A 17,020-nucleotide genomic window follows, 5' to 3' on the forward strand; every position below is an offset into this window, starting at 1 on the left:
GCTGCGGTATTGCTATTACCAATGGTATCTGTGGCTGTAGCGGCGGGAATATCTACGGTGACATTGCCAGTAGCAGTTGGTGTAACGGTGAACTCATAAGTTGTGCCAGTACCTGTAAATCCGCTAACAGTTCCATTGGCAACAGTTACGTCAGTTGCAGCAAATCCTGTGACGGTTTCGCTGAAGGTTGCTGTGACTAGGAAGGGTGCATTTGTGGTGGTTGGTGATGTTGATGTTAAGACAACAGTAGGCGGTGTAATGTCGGCGGTGCGAACAATTGGAGGGGCGGGGGCATTGTAGTTGCCAGCGGTATCAATCGCTGTAGCTGCTGGGAGATCTACGGTGACATCGCCACTAGCTGTTGGTATAACGGTAAAACGATAATTGCTACCGCTACCTGTAAATCCGCTAACAGTGCCGTTACCAACATTGATGTCACTTGGATCAAATCCTGTGACGTTTTCGCTGAAGTCTGCATAGACTAAAAATGGTGCGTTTATGGTGGTTAGGGGTGAGTCGGGTGTGAGGAAAACTATGGGTGGAACAGTATCAATTACTAAATCTTTGTTGGCACCCAATGAGTTGGCTGCACCGGGAGTTGGCAATGTTAAGATGGCATCACCATTGGTGGCATTCTTAATCGTACCGCCGCTTAAAGATAGGGCGGTGGTGGAAAAATAGTCTAAGTCAGAACTGTTATCTCCGGCTGCAATTGTGTAGCGAAAAGTGAGAGTGTTGGTGCCGGTACCTGAGAGATAATTAGCCACAGGTGTTGCACCTGCTAAAGTTAGTTGCGGTGTACCGTTAACGTTGACTGTTTCAGAGAATTCAACGGTGATGTCGATGTTTGTGCCGATACCGTAAGTCCCGTTTGGGTTGGCTGCACTGACGCTGGTAATGGTGGGGACGGGATTAACGGTGATGTTGGCGGTTTCCGTTTCACTGCTGAATACGCTGGAGGTAGTGTTGGTGCTTCTGTCTGCGGTGTAGTTAGCGATAGTGCCATTGCTGCCGGTGATTTGATTCATTTGATCCCAGGCGGCAAAGGTGATGGCGTTGGTGACAGTGCCGCTGTAACCTGGGTTGGGTACAAATCTGAGCCTGGTGTTGGCATTGCTGGCTAGGGGTAAGGCGCTGGTGGGGGAAACGGCTGGGGCGTTTGTCCAGGTTGTGCCGCCGTTGATGGTGTATTGCCATGTGCCGTTGGCGGTGTCTAGGCCCGTGAGGGCGATGCCTCTTAAGAGGCTGGCGTTGGGCTCGGTGATGCCTGTGCCGCCGAGGTTAGTGATGATGGTGCTGATGAGGGTGCCTGTGCTGGCGCTGTCGTTTTGGTTTTGGGGGTTGAGGATGGGGGTGCCGCTGTTGTCGAGGGTGGGGGAGTCGTTGACTAAGACGGTGACGGTGGTGGGGATGGAAACAACGCCGTCGGTGGCGGTGTATTGGAATGTGTCTTCACCGTTGAAGTTGGAGTTTGGGGTGTAGAGGATGTTGCGCGCTTTGTCTATAGTTATGGCATCGATACCACTATTCGGATTCGGGTTGAAGGTGAAATCGGCGAGACCAGTTACGGGGTTTAATTTGGCGATAGAGTTGCGGGGTAGTCCGCCGATGGTGGTGAAATTGCCGCCCACTATAAGGTTGCCACTGCTGTCTAGGGCGATCGCGAAGACTTGACCATTTGCATTCGGGTTGAAGGTAGCATCGGCGGCACCAGTTGTGGGGTTTAATTTGGCGATAGAGTTGCGGGGTAGTCCGCCGATGTTGGTGAAATCGCCGCCCACTATGGGGTTGCCGCTGCTGTCTAGGGCGATCGCTCTGACGCTCGCAATGGGACCACCATTCGCATTCGGGTTGAAGGTGGGATCGGCGAGACCAGTTACGGGGTTTAATTTGGCGATAGAGTTGCGGGGTTGTGCGCCGATGTTGTTGAAAAAGCCGCCCACTATGGGGTTACCGCTGCTGTCTATGGCGATCGCGAAGATACCACTATTCGCATTCGGGTTGAAGGTGGGATCGGGGGCACCAGTTGTGGGGTCTAATTTGGCGATAGAGTTGCGGGGTTGTGGGCCGATGTTGCCGAAAAAGCCGCCTACTATGGGGTTGCCGCTGCTGTCTAGGGCGATCGCATTGACAATATTATTCGCATTCGGGTTGAAGGTGGGATCGGCGGCACCAGTTGTGGGGTTTAATTTGGCGATTCTGTTGCGGGGTTGTGCGCCGATGTTGGTGAAATTGCCGCCCACTATGGGGTTGCCGCTGCTGTCTATGGCGATCGCTAAGACGGGATTATTCGCATTCGAGTTGAAGGTGGGATCTACCGCACCTGTTATGGGGTTTAATTTGGCGATAAAGGTGCGGGGTTGTGCGTTGATGTTGTTGAAAAAGCCACCTACTATGGGGTTGCCACTGTTGTCTATGGCGATCGCTAAGACGGCACTATTCGCATCCGAGTTGAAGGTGGCATCTGCCGTGCCATTGCTATTCAACCGAGCAATTCTGCTGCGGGGTTGTCCGCCGATGGTGGTAAATCCGCCGCCGACATAAATCCAGTCGTTGATAATCGCGGTGCCATTGTTGGGGGGGATGAGGATGCTTTGTACTGAGGCGCGAGAAGTGCCCGTGTCGTTGGCGAGTACGTCGATGACGACAGAGGGCGAGTTGACTGTAACGCCTTTGGTGTCTGGGTTGGCGGTGGCTAGGATGTGGCTGTAAGTTTTGAGGGTAGTTTCGGTGAGAATTAGTTGGGGCTTTTGCGTTGATGGGGGGATGAGTTGGAGGATGTCCCAAGTGCCACCGAGTGCGCTGTTACCTGTAGGTTGGGAGTTGGCGCTGATGTTTGCGCCTGTGAGTTGGTGCAGTTGAGTCAGGAATTGGTTTCCTCTGTCTCCGGCTGCTACGCTGCATCCATATAAGATGATGTTGGCGTTGTCGGTGAAGGCGTTTCGCCACTGTGGCAATTGGTGGCTGTAGTTTTGGATGTTGTTGCTGTTGAGTTCTGTTGTGCCTAGGTACAGGCTGCCAGAATCTCCGTGGGTGATGATGTGTAGAGCATTGATGTCTGTATGCTGAGCTAGGATTGTGGTGATTTGCTCTACGGCATCGGGCTGGCTTTGGAGGATGTAGGTTGCTGTGTTGGGTTTGATGCCGGAGATTAGGTGCTGGCTGTCTGGTATTGTGGGGTCAAGGATGACTATTTCTGTGGGCTTGTTGCTGGTGCAACCAACCAAACTTCCGATATTTTTATTTATGGAACGGTTAATTTGAGGTAGAGTTTTCACAGTTTTTTGCTTTTAATGTAGTTCGTGGTTTTTGAGTCGGGAGATGACCCCGATTTGATTTTGGTTTGTGATATTTCTACCTGGTGGTGGATGACACTCGCCGATCGTGATGAGTAATATCGAAAGGGTAAGGAAAACACTTGTAACCGGGACAAAGGCTCGAAACCTTTGTTTGGTAGGGCTTACAAATTAATATTTTGTCTGATAGCAATTTAATGGGTCGTTGCACATATCTTGATCCCCCTAAATCCCCACCCGCCCCTAGGGCGTGTTTTCAAACCCGGAGATCCCCCCTAGCCCCCCTTAATAAGGGGGGGACAAGAGCACTCAAAGTCAACCCCTACTCCCCTTCTTAAGGGGGATTTAGGGGGATCAGGATCTGATGGATCAGTTTGAAAACACGCCCTAGCCCCCCCAAGGGGGAAGGGGGACTTTGATCGGAATCCTGTCCCCCCCTTATGAAGGGGGGCTAGGGGGGATCAGATTCTACGGGGCCTCATAAAAAATTGGTCTGAATTCCGTTAACCTGTGTATCAATTTATTCCCTAACAAGATTTATATCTTGCTGCTTCCTAGTTGCGCTAGCCAAATTGCGAAAGATTAGTTTCGCAAAATGTCCGAAGGCTTTTTCCCAAAATGCTGCTGGAAATATTTTGTAAAGCGACTAGGATTGTAAAAGCCATATTCAAACGCAATTTCCGTAATCGTTTTGTTGCTCTCGATTAACTCCATACGAGTGGCTTCAAGTCGAGCAGTTCGCAAAAATTGACTGGGAGAGACACCGTAATAACGAGCGAATGCTGTTTGCAAAGAACGACTGCTACAGTTCATGGCGGAAGCAATTTGTGCAATTGTCAGCTCTTGTTTCATATTTGCTCGGATGTATTCGGCCGCCTCTCGCACGCGGGCGATCGAAATTTCGGATACTTTAATAATCGATGGTTCTAAAGTGTTGTAAGATGAACCTTGGACTAAGGTAGAAAAAATAGCGGTTTCTAAATTGTCAATTACCAGTGGATGTCCATTAGTGTCAATCAAATTCGACAGCATTATGACCATTTGATATAGCGATCGACCGTAAAGATTAGTGCGATCGATAACTTGCACCAGGTTAGGACGTTCAATGGATTTGTCAAGATACTTGCTCAGTTCAGTTAAAAATCGAGCTTCATCTATATAAATTGATATTGCGCTGTATGTGGCTGAGTGTTGAAGCTGGCTTAATTCGGCTCCCGGCTGAGTTATCAGCAAATTTCGATCGTTCACGAGGAATTCGTTAGACCCAACTTTCAATAAATGATCGCTGTCAAAAAATGTGAAACCTATTTTTCCAACAAAAGTATATCCTGCGGTATATGTACTCCCAGCTTCCCAAACAACACTCACGAACTCGAACTTTTTTAACTTAGCAAGCCGCCATTGAATTTTGTAATCTTTGGAAGAGAAAGTATGTTTAGTAATACCCGATACTTGATTAAGATATATCTCTGGATCGTTGATTTCAATATTTAAATCCCAGACCATGATTAAATGCTAATATTTTACACCCCCAATAAATTACATCAATTGTGTGTAAATATTTATACCTCTTTTGGTGTATTTTACAGGAATTATCTCAGACCGATGTGGGGGCGGATTTATGATATTGTGAATTTTAGGCAATTATTGTTGGTGAAGGAAACCTCTACATTCAAGAGGTACATTTTGATTTATAGTTGGGTGGGGGCGGGTTTATGAAATTGTGGGTTTTAGGCAGTTATTGTCTGTCAAACCCGCCCCTACGGAAATTAAAATTTTACAGGTTTTATGAATAACGACACAATTGTCAATACAGTCGAAGAACACGAAATTTTTGGCGATCGCGAGTTTCCAACTTGGCTAACTCAACAACAAATCAGCCTGGCTTGCACTACCTATCAAACCAGCAGGTTAATGTTAATCGGTGCTGCACCCGAAACCAACAGAATCTCGGCTTTTTGGCGAATATTCGATCGCGCAATGGGGCTTTACTGCACGCCGGAACGCCTTTATCTCAGCTCAAAATATCAACTCTGGCAATTAGATAATGTCTTAGAATCCGGGAAATTATACCAAGGATACGATAAATTATATATACCAAGAATCGGTTATACTACAGGAGATATCGACATTCACGATATCGCAGTCGATAAAAATAATCAAATCCTTTTTATTAGCACTTTGTTTAATTGTATCGCTACTTTGAGCGATCGCCACAGTTGCAAACCTCTCTGGAAACCCGGTTTTATCTCACAATATATAAATGAAGATCGCTGTCACCTCAACGGTTTGGCAATGGTGGCTGGGGAACCGAAATATGTCACAGCGTCGAGTCAGTCGGATGTGGTGGATGGCTGGCGCGATCGCAGAAAAAACGGCGGTATAGTTATTGATATCGAATCTAATGATATTATCGTCACAGGATTGTCAATGCCGCACTCACCCCGCTGGTATCAAGATAAATTGTGGTTGCTGAATTCGGGGAGAGGAGAATTCGGTTATGTGGATTTAGATACAGGGAAATTTCAGGCAATTGCGTTTTGTCCGGGATATGTCCGAGGGCTGGCATTTTGGCAAAATTGGGCAATTGTTGGACTGTCGAAACCTCGGGGAGGTGACAATACTTTTAGCGGTTTAGAATTGGATGAGTTGTTGCTCACCAAGGATGCTGAGCCTCGCTGTGGTATGATGGTGATTGATTTGACTACGGGGGCGATCGTTCACTGGTTGCGCTTTGAAGGAATTGTCACGGAACTCTATGATGTGCAAGTGATTCCCCAAGTGCAAAAGCCGATGGCCTTGGGTTTTCAAACGGATGAAATTGCTCAGTTAATTACTTTGGAACTTTAACCGCAGATGTGGGCGGAGGTACGCGAATTAACGCAGATAAATGTTTACAGAATGTACGCAGAGGGTGTGAGAGAAAGTATTTAAGCGGGATTTGGTATTACTCAAAAATCGCCCCATCTAAGCTGGTTTTTCTTAAGTCTGTTCTCGCTAAATTTACACCTCTTAAATCAGCACCTGTTAAGCAAACATTGCTTAAATCTGCATAACTCAAATCCGCACCTCTGAGATTAGCATCAGATAAATTTGCTCCTGATAAATTCGCCCTCACAAGTTGCGATTTACTCAAATTGCTGCCACTCAAATTTGCCGATTGCATCTGTGCAGCCATTAAGTTGGCTTTGCTTAAATTAGTGCCGCTGAAGTTAGCCAAATTCAATTTAGCATAACTCAAATCTATGTTTTCCAAACAAAGTCCGCTCAATTGCGCGCATCGCAAGTTAGCATTAATAAAAAACCTGTCTCCAATTCCATAACGGCGCAGCAATTCGTCAACTTCCAGCCGAATTAAAACCGGTTCGCAAGTATTTTGGTAGCACCACGATGTCTCCAGCAAACGGGCGGCTGCTTCAATTGCTACCTTGTCGCATTTAGTGAGCACCAAGCTATTGCAGCCATCCCACTCACCGTTGAGCATGAATGCCATCTCAGAAGCTGCTACAATTGAGTCGCATAACAAAACGGTTTCTGGTTTGGGTTGCAGCCAGTTCATTAAGGCGATCGAACTCTTGTTTTTCACTGTTGATTCAGGGTTTGTGCGTCTTTCTTAATTATAGGTAAAAATATTGAAAACATTATGCACAAATTCGCTGCGGCTTCAGAGAATGAATTAATTGTGTTTGGTGCAGCCAGACCAGGATACCGCGATGCAGAAATTGCTGGGTGGATTGAATTTATGCAGGGGCATAATATCAAGCAAGTTTGCTGCTTGCTCGCTCAGACGCAACTCATCCGCTACAGTGATTTACTGGGAACATATCGGAAAATATTTGGGTGCGATCGAGTCTGCTGGACACCGATCGCAGACTTTGAATTGGTCGATCGCGATATTTTAATCGATCAAATATTGCCGTTCTTGGAATCTGCAAATAACAAAGGCGAACGGGTGGTAGTTCACTGTTCTGGCGGGATCGGACGTACAGGACAGGTTTTGGCTGCTTGGTTGGTCAGCGGGCGGGGATTGTCTAACAAACAGGCGATCGCAGCCGTAAAAAAAACTGGCAGAAATCCCTATGAAGCAGCAATCGCAGCTTGTTTGAAAGGTCGAAACCCCTGGCTAGTCGTTGAAAAACTTAATGCTCTCTTAGATGATAGTCGCCTTGCTGGAAGAAATGACATATAGCACGATAGCAACTATATATATAGCAATCCTAAATCATTTGTGAATTTCTTACTCCCTCCCCTTAGTAAGGGGAGGGTTGGGGTGGGGTAAAAAGTTTACGACACCTGCAAGGATTGCTATATGGGCCAATTGCGTAAGCTCTAAAAGATTTAAAAGACTCGGCTTCCTACGATCGAACTCAGGCATCGCATAAATGGGTGTTTTGGCTCTCACCGTTAGCCTATCCGCTGGCTTTTTTGCGAATATTAGAAAACAAATAACGCACTTACAGCAGCCCAAGCTCCTTGAAGCAACGGCGCGTTAACTCGATTCTTGCAGAGCCGTCATTATTGTTACGGATGTCAATGTTTGTAGCAAAAAAGTAAACATCTTTATCCTTTTCTAAATAACCTACATACCAGCCAATTTGAGGCTTTATTTGTTCTCCAAAATTTGCCCATCCTGTTTTTGCCCTAATTGTGTAATCGGGAGTTTGTTCAACAATTATGATGTCTTTCACCACAGACAACGATCGCTCTGAGAAGGGTAAGTCATTTTTGTAGAGACGGCGGAGAAATTGAATTTGCTCGTTGGGTGTGATTCGCAGTTCTCCCTCTAACCAGAATTTGTCAATATCGTCTTTGTTACCAATGTTTTGGTTGCCATAAGCGACTTTGGCTACCCATTTTTGCATTTGCTCGTGTCCGACTCGGCGGGCGAGAACTTGGTAAAACCAAACGGCAGAAAGTTTCATGGCTTGTCTCATATTCAAGTCTCGATTCCAGGCGGGAATTTGCCTTTGAATTCCATCCCAAGTTAGAACGGCAATCTCATCTGAAATCACCCCTGTTTCTAAGGAAATCAGAGAGTTGAGAATCTTAAATGTAGATGCAGGTAAAAAAGCTGTGGCGTTACGTTGGGGGTTGTGTTGATAAAGCCGATCGCTATTCAAATCGTAAATCGCGATCGACCCTTCAACTCCTAATTCTTGAAAGTGCCGTCCAAAATTCATTGTCTCAGCAACATCTCCTCCGCGAGGTGGAGATTTTTGCACTGGAGGTGACACGGTTAAGGCTGATTGCGGTGGCTGAAGTAAAACAAAAGTAATGCAGCCTAATACCATTAAAATAACAGCGATCGCACGAGATATTCGGTTCATAAACTTCGATAATTTAGCCAAATCACAGGCATTAATGTCACAGGGGCGATCGACTTGTAAGGTGCGTCTGACTTACGCTGTGTAAGAAACAATAAAGGTTTGCCCCTGACGCACCCTACTATATATGTACCGCGTAATTTCTCAACTATAAAACTGCCATAATAGTTAAGGCTACCAAACAGCTTAACTGAATTACTAAGCTGAACAACCGAAACTTTGGATCGAGGCCAGCGATGTGTATCGCTGAATGTACCAGCCGAAATAGGATGTACACAACAATCAGCAAATCTACTGCTGTTCCTGAAACACCCCTAACTGTTAGAAGAAAAACAACTCCCAAATACAAAGGCAGGTTTTCTATCAAGTTGGATTGTACTCGAAATAGTCGCCAAAGCAAGCTGTCGTCGTTTTGTGTGCCAAAATCTTTTACAGATCCGCCCGCAGATAGATGCCGAATCCTGACTGCTAGCAAGAGGATAACGACTGCGATCGTCCACAAAATGAAAATTGCTAAACCCCAGAGGGGGACGGTCATATTTGTCTGTTCAATTTGCATCATCTTTCTACCTTGCTCCACTGCTGCTAATATTATGTGCGGTCAATTATAGTAGTAAAAAACGGATCTGTACCCGCGAAAGTCCGCAGCCGGAGTGCGGACTTTCGTGAGCACGCGCGATCGCATCTGATTGCGGTTAATCGATCGGACACGCTCTAACACTTTAGAAAAGTTTCCCGTCAGTACAATGGTTCTGGCGTTCTCATCTTTAGCTAAAATGAGTAAATCTAAAATCTAAAATCTAAAATCTAAAATCGACTTGACGATCGCACCATTGTATCGAGCAAGTGTTCGATCGCACCCGGTAGACTCTGGCAAAAACCAGTGTGTACCCGCGATGTCTGAACGATCGTACTGCGGGGTGCTACGAGCCAGTGAAAGCGCTCTCTGTGGGGAAGTTGACCGATCGCGCCAGATTCCTTGCCGCCTGCACAAATGATGGGAATGACTGCTAGGTGATTGCGAATCATTTCCAGATCCAACGTTGAGTCGATCGCCATCAAGCGCTGTTCATCAATTTCGATACGGGCTTCGAGGAATTTTTTCGTACCGCAGGAAACGATCGCCCCCACGTTGATAAACTCCTCGCGCTCGACTTTGGGAACGACGCGGATAATGGCATAATCATAAAGAAATCGATCGGGCACTAATCGCCTCCTCCAAAAAAATATGTGGTGATTCTAGCCGATTTAGCAGGTACTCGATATAAGCATTCCGATGTTCGTTGCTATCGCTGAAAGGAGAATCTCCCACCAGCCAAGTATCAGGAATTAGTTTAACAATGTTGCGAATGATTTCCGGGGTTAGCGTTTGAGTCATCTTTGAATTTGCCGCTTCCAGCGTACTAGCAAAACGCAGCAGAACGTGGTCTTTAATTGGGGGGAAACGATCGCGGCTGCGCGAGAGATAATCTTTCCAGGTGTGGTGGAAGTAGAGGGCTGCACCATGATCGATCAGCCAAAGCCGGCGGTGCCATACCAGCATATTTGCATTGCGCGGCGTGCGATCGATGTTGGTTACAAAAGCATCGAACCAGACGATTTCTGAGGCTAGATCCGCCTCGGACTTCCCCGCTATCGGGTCAAATGTGATCGAGCCCGGAAGATAGTCGAGGGCGAGGTTGAGGCCCGCGCTTGCTCGGATCAAATCTTGAATTTCCGGGTCAGGCTCAGTCCGAGCCAGTTCGGGATCGAGTTCAACAAAAACGAGTTCGGGGATTGGGAGCCCGGAGGCGCGAGCAATCTCTCCCGCCACTAGCTCCGCGATCAGAGATTTGGCTCCCTGGCCCGCACCGCGAAATTTGAGCACGTACATACCATCATCATCTGCTTCGACGATCGCGGGTAGCGACCCGCCCTCGCGCAAAGGAGTGACATATCTGGTAGCAGTGACTGTTCGCAAGCTGATACTCATGCTATTTTCGATTTGCGATTTGAGATTTTCGATGGGAAATCACTGATTTTTTGACACTCAAGCGGGCTAAAGCCGCTGAGATTCTGCTGACAGATTGGCTTTAGTTATTACCAAAGCCTAATTCTCGCTACGGTGGTCAAACACCGCCTACTCAGTCGGTCAAGTTTTACACCCAACTTACTGGCTACTTTTCTTAGAATATTACTCGAACCGTTTAGATCTGCGTTAATTACAGTTCCATCGGCAGAGCGATACAAGCCACGTTCAATTCGTTTTCCAGATGCTTTCCACTCAGGCGGTTTTTCACGCCAACCTGGGTAGGGAGTCTCCATCAAGAAAACTAGCCTTGGAGCTGTATGCTTCTTCTGTTTCAGTAAACTTGATACCGTGCAAATTGCACAATTGGCTCAGCCGATATTTCAATTTTCCTAACGGCATTTGAACAAACTTCTGATTGTTCAGTTTACCCATATCGGCATTGGACTTAAAACCTTGGTTCCATCCAATTACTAGATTGCCAATCCCATGCTTCAAGCAGTGGGAAACAATCAACTTCGCAGCTTTATTGAGGCCATCGCGCATTTGGTGATTGCGCTTGCGAGTTACGCGGTCTAGCCAGCTATCCCAGTAACCCGTGGGCTTTCCTTCCTTTCGGGTTGCTACCTTTTTGTTCCAGAGCTGATTTATCGCTTTCATAACACGAGCATCAATCAAGAACGAATTTCCCAGCGTGTCCACACAAGCTGCTAAATTGTCAGCAGTTCCCAAATCAATTGATAGCGCTTGGCTAAAATCTAAAGCGTGTTGCTGACATTCTACTTCGTAAGACATCTCCAAGTAGAAAGCACCGTTCTTCGGAAGAATTGTAAATTCTTTAACCTTTGAGTAGTCAATGTTTGACGGCATGGGTAGAAAGAATTCAGAAACCCCAAACCAGCGCCGTACTGTTAAGCCCAGGGAAAATCTCAACTGGTCGCCGACAAGCGCTGGCTTTAATCCACCAGAATTTGGGTAGGCGACTTTAAACAATTTAGAACCTGTTAAATAGCTCGGAGGCTTGGGTCTAAAATGCAATTGACCTTTGCTGTACAGAGCTTTTAACTCTTTGAAGCTTTTGAACGCCTCTGTAACCGACATCAAAGTTTGTTGCATAGGCGTTGAAGGCAGCGACTTAGCAACCATCGACTTGGCGATTGACGGTTCAAAAGATAAGTCAAATTTTCCGGTCAGCAACCTTCCCGTTTTGAAAAAGATTTGGCGAGCAAAATAGACAGCGCTGTTATACAGCTTGCCAGATTGTCGGCAAAGATAAATTAACACTGCCTCAACTTCTTTGGTAGGAGACAGCAATACTTGCTGTACTCCCATCGTTTTTTTGACTTTAGTCACCTCTTTTTCCCGAAATTTAGTTGATTTATTTAGTTTAGGTGAGTATAGTTGATAAGTCAATCCATGACAACAAAACTTTATGTTGCCACTTCCTGAGTACCAGACTCACAACCACCTCAAATTCTTGCTTAATTATCACTTCGTCTTCATCCCCAAACGCCGGAAAAAAGTTCTAGTTGGCAGTGTAGCAACTAAGCTGCGTGAAATATTTTTAGCACTTTCAATCGAGAAAGGTTGGGATATTTTAGCTCTGGAAGTAGCGCCAGATCACGTACACTTATTTGTAGCGGTCAAGCCGATGGATACTCCTGCGTTAGTTGTCAAGGCATTCAAGGGACGTTCTAGTCATAATTTAAGGGCTGAATTTCCAGAATTAAAAAAGCTGCCGTCTTTATGGACGAGCAGCTATTTTGTTACTACCGCAGGCAATATTAGTAGTGAAGTTGTTAGGAAATACATCGAAGATCCGCATCACTCTGCTAATTAAGAAAGACACTCTTGACTGAAGTCCCCCGATTCGCTTCCCACGAGCGGGCTGAAGCCACGCTCGTTTCCCGCATCCCGTATTAATTTTTATGAGGGTTTAGAGTACGGCCTTACTGACAGTTGGATTCTTTATTTTAACTGGGACTGATGTTAAGTAATCTGTTTACTAAACTGATGACTAAAAGGACACAACATTAGTTGTGTCCCTACGGAATTTTGCCAAATCTTGCTTTGAGACAGTCATTAGTCATGAGTTATTAATCAACCAATAACTCATGACTAACCACTAATCAGTTGTACTAACGTGGTCGATTCTCTCTAATTGCCAGAGAATTTGGTTGCCTTCGCGCCGCACCCGCGAAACTACCCAATTTCGCCAAACCCAGTTGTCTCCACGACTGGTGACAGCGCTGGCATTTACATCCATCAAATCAGCCAGTTCAGAACTGGTAATCAAGTAGCCTTTCGTCGCAACCTCGTCGGCGATGTGCAACGTTTCGATCAGATTGCGGAGGTCCTGAACCCTCACCTCGCGGGGCAAGTTCTCCAGGGTATCGGCAGTTGAATCCATCATGGTAGAGTTGGAGATCGGAAGGTCAGAAGTTATGACATAGGATTCTATCGTTTTGTTACCAGTTGCGTCCGTTTCTTCCGAAACAATTGTGTTGTCAAAGCGTAGGGGCGGTGCCTCCGTGTCCGCCCCGGCCTCGTCTCCCGTTGGTTTCTGCTGTTGCAGTTCGGGAGTGAGATTGTGGGAGAAGCTACGGGCGATTTCATCGCATCTGTCGTTGTAGAAGTCGCCGGAGTGGCCGCGGACGTGTTCCCACTTGATTTGCCGGGAATTCAGCTTGTCTAGCAGGTGCCAGAGGTCTTGGTTGACAACATCTTTGCCCGTTGAGGTTTTCCAGCCTTTATTTTTCCAGCCTTGAATCCATTTGGTGATGCCGTTTTTAACGTATTCACTGTCGGTGTAAACGGTGACAGGTTCGGTTTGACCGGAATTGGCAAAAAATTCCAGCGCAGCGACGGCAGCTTGCATTTCCATGCGGTTGTTAGTGGTTTGGGGGTCTGCACCTCCGAGTTCGTGACACTTGCCGTCGGCGAAACAAACTACTGCACCCCAGCCGCCTGGGCCTGGGTTGCCGGAACAAGCGCCGTCTGTGTACAAGCTTTTGATTTTGGGAGTTGTCATGAGCGAATTAATGTGTAATTTACAGGTAAGTTGTTTGCAAGTGCGATAATTAAGGCAATTGAGATAGTTTTACTTAGTGCTATGAAAAATGCCAACTTAAAGATTAAAAAGGTTGCGCTATTTATTTGTCCCTTTTCTTTGTTAATTTTTAATACTTTCGCGCAAGCACAGCCGCTAGTGCCTGCTGCTGACGGTACGGGTACTGTTGTCACCCCGATCGGCAACCGTTATGATATCAACGGCGGCAGTTTGTCGGGAGACGGCGCGAATCTTTTTCACAGTTTTGGGCAGTTTGGCTTGAATCAAGGTCAAATTGCTAATTTTCTGACTAATTCGGCTATTCAAAATATATTAGCTCGAATTGCTGGCGGGGACGCTTCGCTAATTAACGGTTTAATTACTGTCACGGGCGGCAATTCTAATCTTTTTCTAATTAATCCTGCGGGGATTGTGTTTGGCCCGAACGCGAGTTTGAATGTGCCGGCGGCTTTCACTGCAACTACTGCTACTGGTGTCGGTTTTGGTTCAAATTGGTTTAATGCTGCGGGTACAAATAATTTTAGCGCCTTGGTGGGTACGCCAAATGCTTTTTATTTTGGTGCGGGTGTACCGGGAAGTATTGTTAATGCTGGCAATTTAGCGGTGACTCCGGGGCAAAATTTGGCTTTGCTTGGCGGTACGGTTGTTAGTACCGGGCAGTTGTCGGCTGCGGGCGGGCAAATTACTGTTGCTGCTGTTGGGGGAGACCAGATTCTCCGCATTAGTCAACCGGGGCATTTGTTGAGTTTGGAAATAGCAACGGGCGGAAATTTTGGTAATTCTCCACAGACTTTGAATCCTGTTTCTTTGCCGCAGTTGCTGACAGGTACGGGTCAAAATCAGGCGGCGGGTGTTGCGGTTGCGGATGACGGTTCTGTGCGGCTTGTGGGTTCTGGTTTGCAGGTGAATTCTGGGGATGTGGCGATTGCTGCTAATGTGTCTGGGCTGCCGCAGTTGAATGCGGGAAGTGCGAATTTATGGGCTGCGGAAAATCTCACGTTAGCGGGCGCTAGGCTGCAAACTACGGGGGATTTGAGTTTGCTGGGTGGGGATGCGGTGCGGGTCAGGGACAGCGCCCAGAATCCTTTTTTGGCGCAGGCTGGGGGGAATTTATACATTCAAGGATCTCGCACTATTGATATTCTCACTCAAAATGCGATCGGCGGCTTATCTCTTCCCCCGCAATTCCAAAGCGGCGGCAATTTGAGTTTGGTTAGCAACGGCATTATTTCGGGGGATGCTCACTTTGTTTCTGGTGGCAATTTTTCGATTCGCAATTTGTCGGGAATGCCGGGAAACTTTGTCAGTTTATTTGACCCGATTATCAGTTCGGAAGGAGATGTTTTCTTTGGAGATTATACCGGAGTTTCGCTGAAAGTCGAGGCGAGGGGGAGCATTGTTGCCGAGGAGATTACAATTACCGGCCCCGATATTGCATTGGGTAGGGAAAATGTGAGTGGTGATCCAGATATTGCTATTTTAACCAGTAGTCCGGCCTTAATTCTGCGGGCTGGAGTGCAAAATTTGGCAAATTCTCCTAATGTTCCTAATTCTCCTACGGATACTCCGGGTGATAATGAACAACCTAATCCTTTAGGTGACGATGCAATATTTACTCCTGGGTCTATTTTATCGAATAATTTGATTTCTGTTGAAAATATTTCGGCCGGCGGGCCGGTGATATTGTCAGCGCCGGGAACTATCGCAACTAGAGATATTAATGGCGGTCAAATTAATCTCGAAAGCAGGGAAGGGCCAGTGGTAGTTGGGGGCAGATTAACGTCTAGTTCGACAATTAATATTCAAGCTAATGACAATATTATATTGACAAGTGACATTTCTCGTGCTGATATCAACGGCAGTATTAGTCTGAATACTGTTCGAGGCAATATAGTAACAGGGTCGATCGATACTGGGACTTCCGGGGCGATCGTACTCAGAGCTTTTGGCAATGTGAATTTTGGGACTTTGCAGGGGTCTAATGTTGATATTACCAGTAACTCCGGTGAATTGGGAGTTTTGACTGATGCCAATACCATTGTGCCTAATACTACACCAGTCAATATCACAGCAACTGAGAATATCAATTTGACAGCTTTGAGGGACTTAACGGTAGGCAATCTCACCGCTGCGACTGTCAATGCTAGCAGCAATGGGAGTGTTAATACGGGGGCGATCGCTACTTCTGGAGATGTCAGACTTTTAGCAGGACAGCAAATTACAGCAGGGACAATTAATGTAAATCCTACCACCAGCACAGACGGAAGCAATCGCATTCCTACAGTAAATTTGAATGCCCAAACTAATATTAGAGTTCTATCGATCGATGCTGGCACTGGCACTATTGATTTGAGAGCATCCAGCGACTTAAATGCAGTGAATTTGCTAGGAGGAGCAGTTGAGGTCAATAGCGATGGGGGAAAAATTGCGATCGGCAATACTACATCCCTTGGGAACATTAATGTAACAGCTTTAGGCGATATAACTTCCGGAAATTTGCAGGGAGTGGGAGTGAATGTCAATAGTAACTCTGGAACAATTCAAACTGCAAATACCACAGCCACTGGGAATATTAATCTAACAGCTTCTGGCAATGTAAGTTCCGGAAATTTGCAGGGAGAGAGAGTGAATGTCAATAGCACTAGCGGGAATCTGCAAATGACCAACATCACTGCAACAGAAAATATCACTTTCAGAGCGTTAGACAATGTGAATACGGGGAATTTGCAGGGAGTCGCTGTTGATGTTAATAGCAGTAGGGGAAGTGTCAGCACTGGCAATATAAATGCTGCGGAAATTGTGAGTATTTTAGCCGCAAACGAAATCACAATTGGGCGAATAAATGTTAATCCTGTTGTTAGGGTCGATCGCACTTCTAGAGTAAATCTTAACGCTCAAAATGATATCAGCGTTGCATCCATAAATGCTCCGGGCGGTAATGTTGAGATCGCAACTCCGGGTTTAGTTCAAGTGACGGGTACTTTTGACCAAAACGGCACTCCTGTTAGCGTCTCGACTCTTGGCGACACTCAACCCGGTACAGTTACGATCCGCCACGGCGGCGGCGATGTCAATCCGCCGATACCTTTTGCGGTGGGAGATGCGACGACTAATGGTACTGCTGGGGCGATCGCCAGCAATGCTTTAGGTACGATTACTCAGGGACAATCGTTCATAAATTCTTACACTCAAGGCAATAGTGCGATCGTCACTACCAATCAACCCACCATCAACGATCCACCTACTCCACCTACTCCACCTACTCCACCTACTCCACCTACTCCACCTACTCCACCTACTCCACCTACTCCACCTACTCCAC

General features: G+C 46.5%; 13 protein-coding genes. 4 read left to right on the top strand and 9 right to left on the bottom strand.

Annotation, left to right across the window (positions count from 1 at the left end):
* Together QUB11_RS25600 and QUB11_RS25605 are read right to left on the bottom strand one after the other, a co-directional pair.
* The coding region (locus tag QUB11_RS25600) for a DUF4347 domain-containing protein (protein WP_333392000.1) at positions 1 to 3,278 on the bottom strand (3,278 nt) is incomplete at its 3' end.
* Positions 3,279 to 3,878: 600 nt separating this feature from the next.
* Positions 3,879 to 4,802 (bottom strand): AraC family transcriptional regulator, encoded by a 924-nt coding sequence (locus QUB11_RS25605; RefSeq protein WP_333392002.1) that lies wholly within the window; start codon positions 4,800 to 4,802, stop codon positions 3,879 to 3,881.
* A 282-nt stretch (positions 4,803 to 5,084) separates the two neighbouring features.
* Between QUB11_RS25605 and QUB11_RS25610 the strand changes: the two genes are divergently transcribed.
* Entirely contained in the window at positions 5,085 to 6,146 is a 1,062-nt protein-coding gene (locus QUB11_RS25610) for a TIGR03032 family protein (RefSeq protein ID WP_333392003.1), read from the top strand.
* Between the two features lie 97 nt (positions 6,147 to 6,243).
* Here the strand turns inward: QUB11_RS25610 and QUB11_RS25615 are convergent, their stop codons facing one another.
* On the bottom strand, positions 6,244 to 6,882 hold the full coding sequence (locus QUB11_RS25615) for a pentapeptide repeat-containing protein (RefSeq protein WP_333392005.1): 639 nt from the start codon (positions 6,880 to 6,882) through the stop codon (positions 6,244 to 6,246).
* Positions 6,883 to 6,939: 57 nt separating this feature from the next.
* Here QUB11_RS25615 and QUB11_RS25620 point away from each other — a divergent pair, with 57 nt between their 5' ends.
* Positions 6,940 to 7,485 carry a phosphatase domain-containing putative toxin gene (locus QUB11_RS25620; protein ID WP_333392007.1) on the top strand — a complete coding sequence of 182 codons (546 nt, stop codon included), beginning with the start codon at positions 6,940 to 6,942 and terminating at the stop codon, positions 7,483 to 7,485.
* A 265-nt stretch (positions 7,486 to 7,750) separates the two neighbouring features.
* On the opposite strand, the gene blaOXA is transcribed toward QUB11_RS25620, so the two are convergent.
* The 5 genes from blaOXA to QUB11_RS25645 all read right to left on the bottom strand — a co-directional run bounded on the left by blaOXA (position 7,751) and on the right by QUB11_RS25645 (position 11,981).
* On the bottom strand, positions 7,751 to 8,623 hold the full coding sequence (blaOXA, locus tag QUB11_RS25625; RefSeq protein ID WP_333392009.1) for a class D beta-lactamase: 873 nt from the start codon (positions 8,621 to 8,623) through the stop codon (positions 7,751 to 7,753).
* Positions 8,624 to 8,768: 145 nt separating this feature from the next.
* Positions 8,769 to 9,182, bottom strand: a complete 414-nt coding sequence (locus QUB11_RS25630) for an MAPEG family protein (RefSeq protein ID WP_333392012.1) — start codon at positions 9,180 to 9,182, stop codon at positions 8,769 to 8,771.
* Positions 9,183 to 9,427: 245 nt separating this feature from the next.
* Entirely contained in the window at positions 9,428 to 9,826 is a 399-nt protein-coding gene (locus QUB11_RS25635) for a DUF3037 domain-containing protein (RefSeq protein WP_333205224.1), read from the bottom strand.
* Complete coding sequence (locus QUB11_RS25640) at positions 9,804 to 10,592, bottom strand: HipA family kinase (protein WP_333205226.1); 789 nt, start codon at positions 10,590 to 10,592, stop codon at positions 9,804 to 9,806. The genes QUB11_RS25635 and QUB11_RS25640 overlap by 23 nt, the downstream gene beginning before the upstream one ends.
* 303 nt (positions 10,593 to 10,895) lie before the next feature.
* Entirely contained in the window at positions 10,896 to 11,981 is a 1,086-nt protein-coding gene (locus tag QUB11_RS25645; RefSeq protein ID WP_333205228.1) for a transposase, read from the bottom strand.
* A 79-nt stretch (positions 11,982 to 12,060) separates the two neighbouring features.
* On the opposite strand from QUB11_RS25645, the gene tnpA reads away from it, so the two are divergent.
* Positions 12,061 to 12,468 carry an IS200/IS605 family transposase gene (tnpA, locus tag QUB11_RS25650; protein WP_333205230.1) on the top strand — a complete coding sequence of 136 codons (408 nt, stop codon included), beginning with the start codon at positions 12,061 to 12,063 and terminating at the stop codon, positions 12,466 to 12,468.
* A 285-nt stretch (positions 12,469 to 12,753) separates the two neighbouring features.
* Here tnpA and rnhA read toward each other — a convergent pair whose 3' ends face one another.
* A complete protein-coding gene (gene rnhA, locus QUB11_RS25655) occupies positions 12,754 to 13,659 on the bottom strand; it encodes a ribonuclease HI (RefSeq protein ID WP_333152335.1) in 906 nt (301 codons plus the stop codon).
* An 81-nt stretch (positions 13,660 to 13,740) separates the two neighbouring features.
* Between rnhA and QUB11_RS25660 the strand changes: the two genes are divergently transcribed.
* On the top strand, positions 13,741 to 17,020 hold a 3,280-nt coding region (locus tag QUB11_RS25660), incomplete at its 3' end, for a two-partner secretion domain-containing protein (RefSeq protein WP_333392014.1).

It is taken from the genome of Microcoleus sp. B6-A1, assembly GCF_036705085.1.
GTDB lineage: Bacteria > Cyanobacteriota > Cyanobacteriia > Cyanobacteriales > Microcoleaceae > Microcoleus.

What these genes read in the sequence shown, in the direction of transcription:
- QUB11_RS25620 (WP_333392007.1), top strand. Translation starts at nt 6,940, where the DNA reads ATGCACAAATTCGCTGCGGCTTCAGAGAATGAATTAATTGTGTTTGGT.
- QUB11_RS25605 (WP_333392002.1), bottom strand. Translation starts at nt 4,802, where the DNA reads ATGGTCTGGGATTTAAATATTGAAATCAACGATCCAGAGATATATCTT.
- tnpA (WP_333205230.1), top strand. Translation starts at nt 12,061, where the DNA reads ATGTTGCCACTTCCTGAGTACCAGACTCACAACCACCTCAAATTCTTG.
- QUB11_RS25640 (WP_333205226.1), bottom strand. Translation starts at nt 10,592, where the DNA reads ATGAGTATCAGCTTGCGAACAGTCACTGCTACCAGATATGTCACTCCT.
- QUB11_RS25630 (WP_333392012.1), bottom strand. Translation starts at nt 9,182, where the DNA reads ATGATGCAAATTGAACAGACAAATATGACCGTCCCCCTCTGGGGTTTA.
- blaOXA (WP_333392009.1), bottom strand. Translation starts at nt 8,623, where the DNA reads ATGAACCGAATATCTCGTGCGATCGCTGTTATTTTAATGGTATTAGGC.
- QUB11_RS25610 (WP_333392003.1), top strand. Translation starts at nt 5,085, where the DNA reads ATGAATAACGACACAATTGTCAATACAGTCGAAGAACACGAAATTTTT.
- rnhA (WP_333152335.1), bottom strand. Translation starts at nt 13,659, where the DNA reads ATGACAACTCCCAAAATCAAAAGCTTGTACACAGACGGCGCTTGTTCC.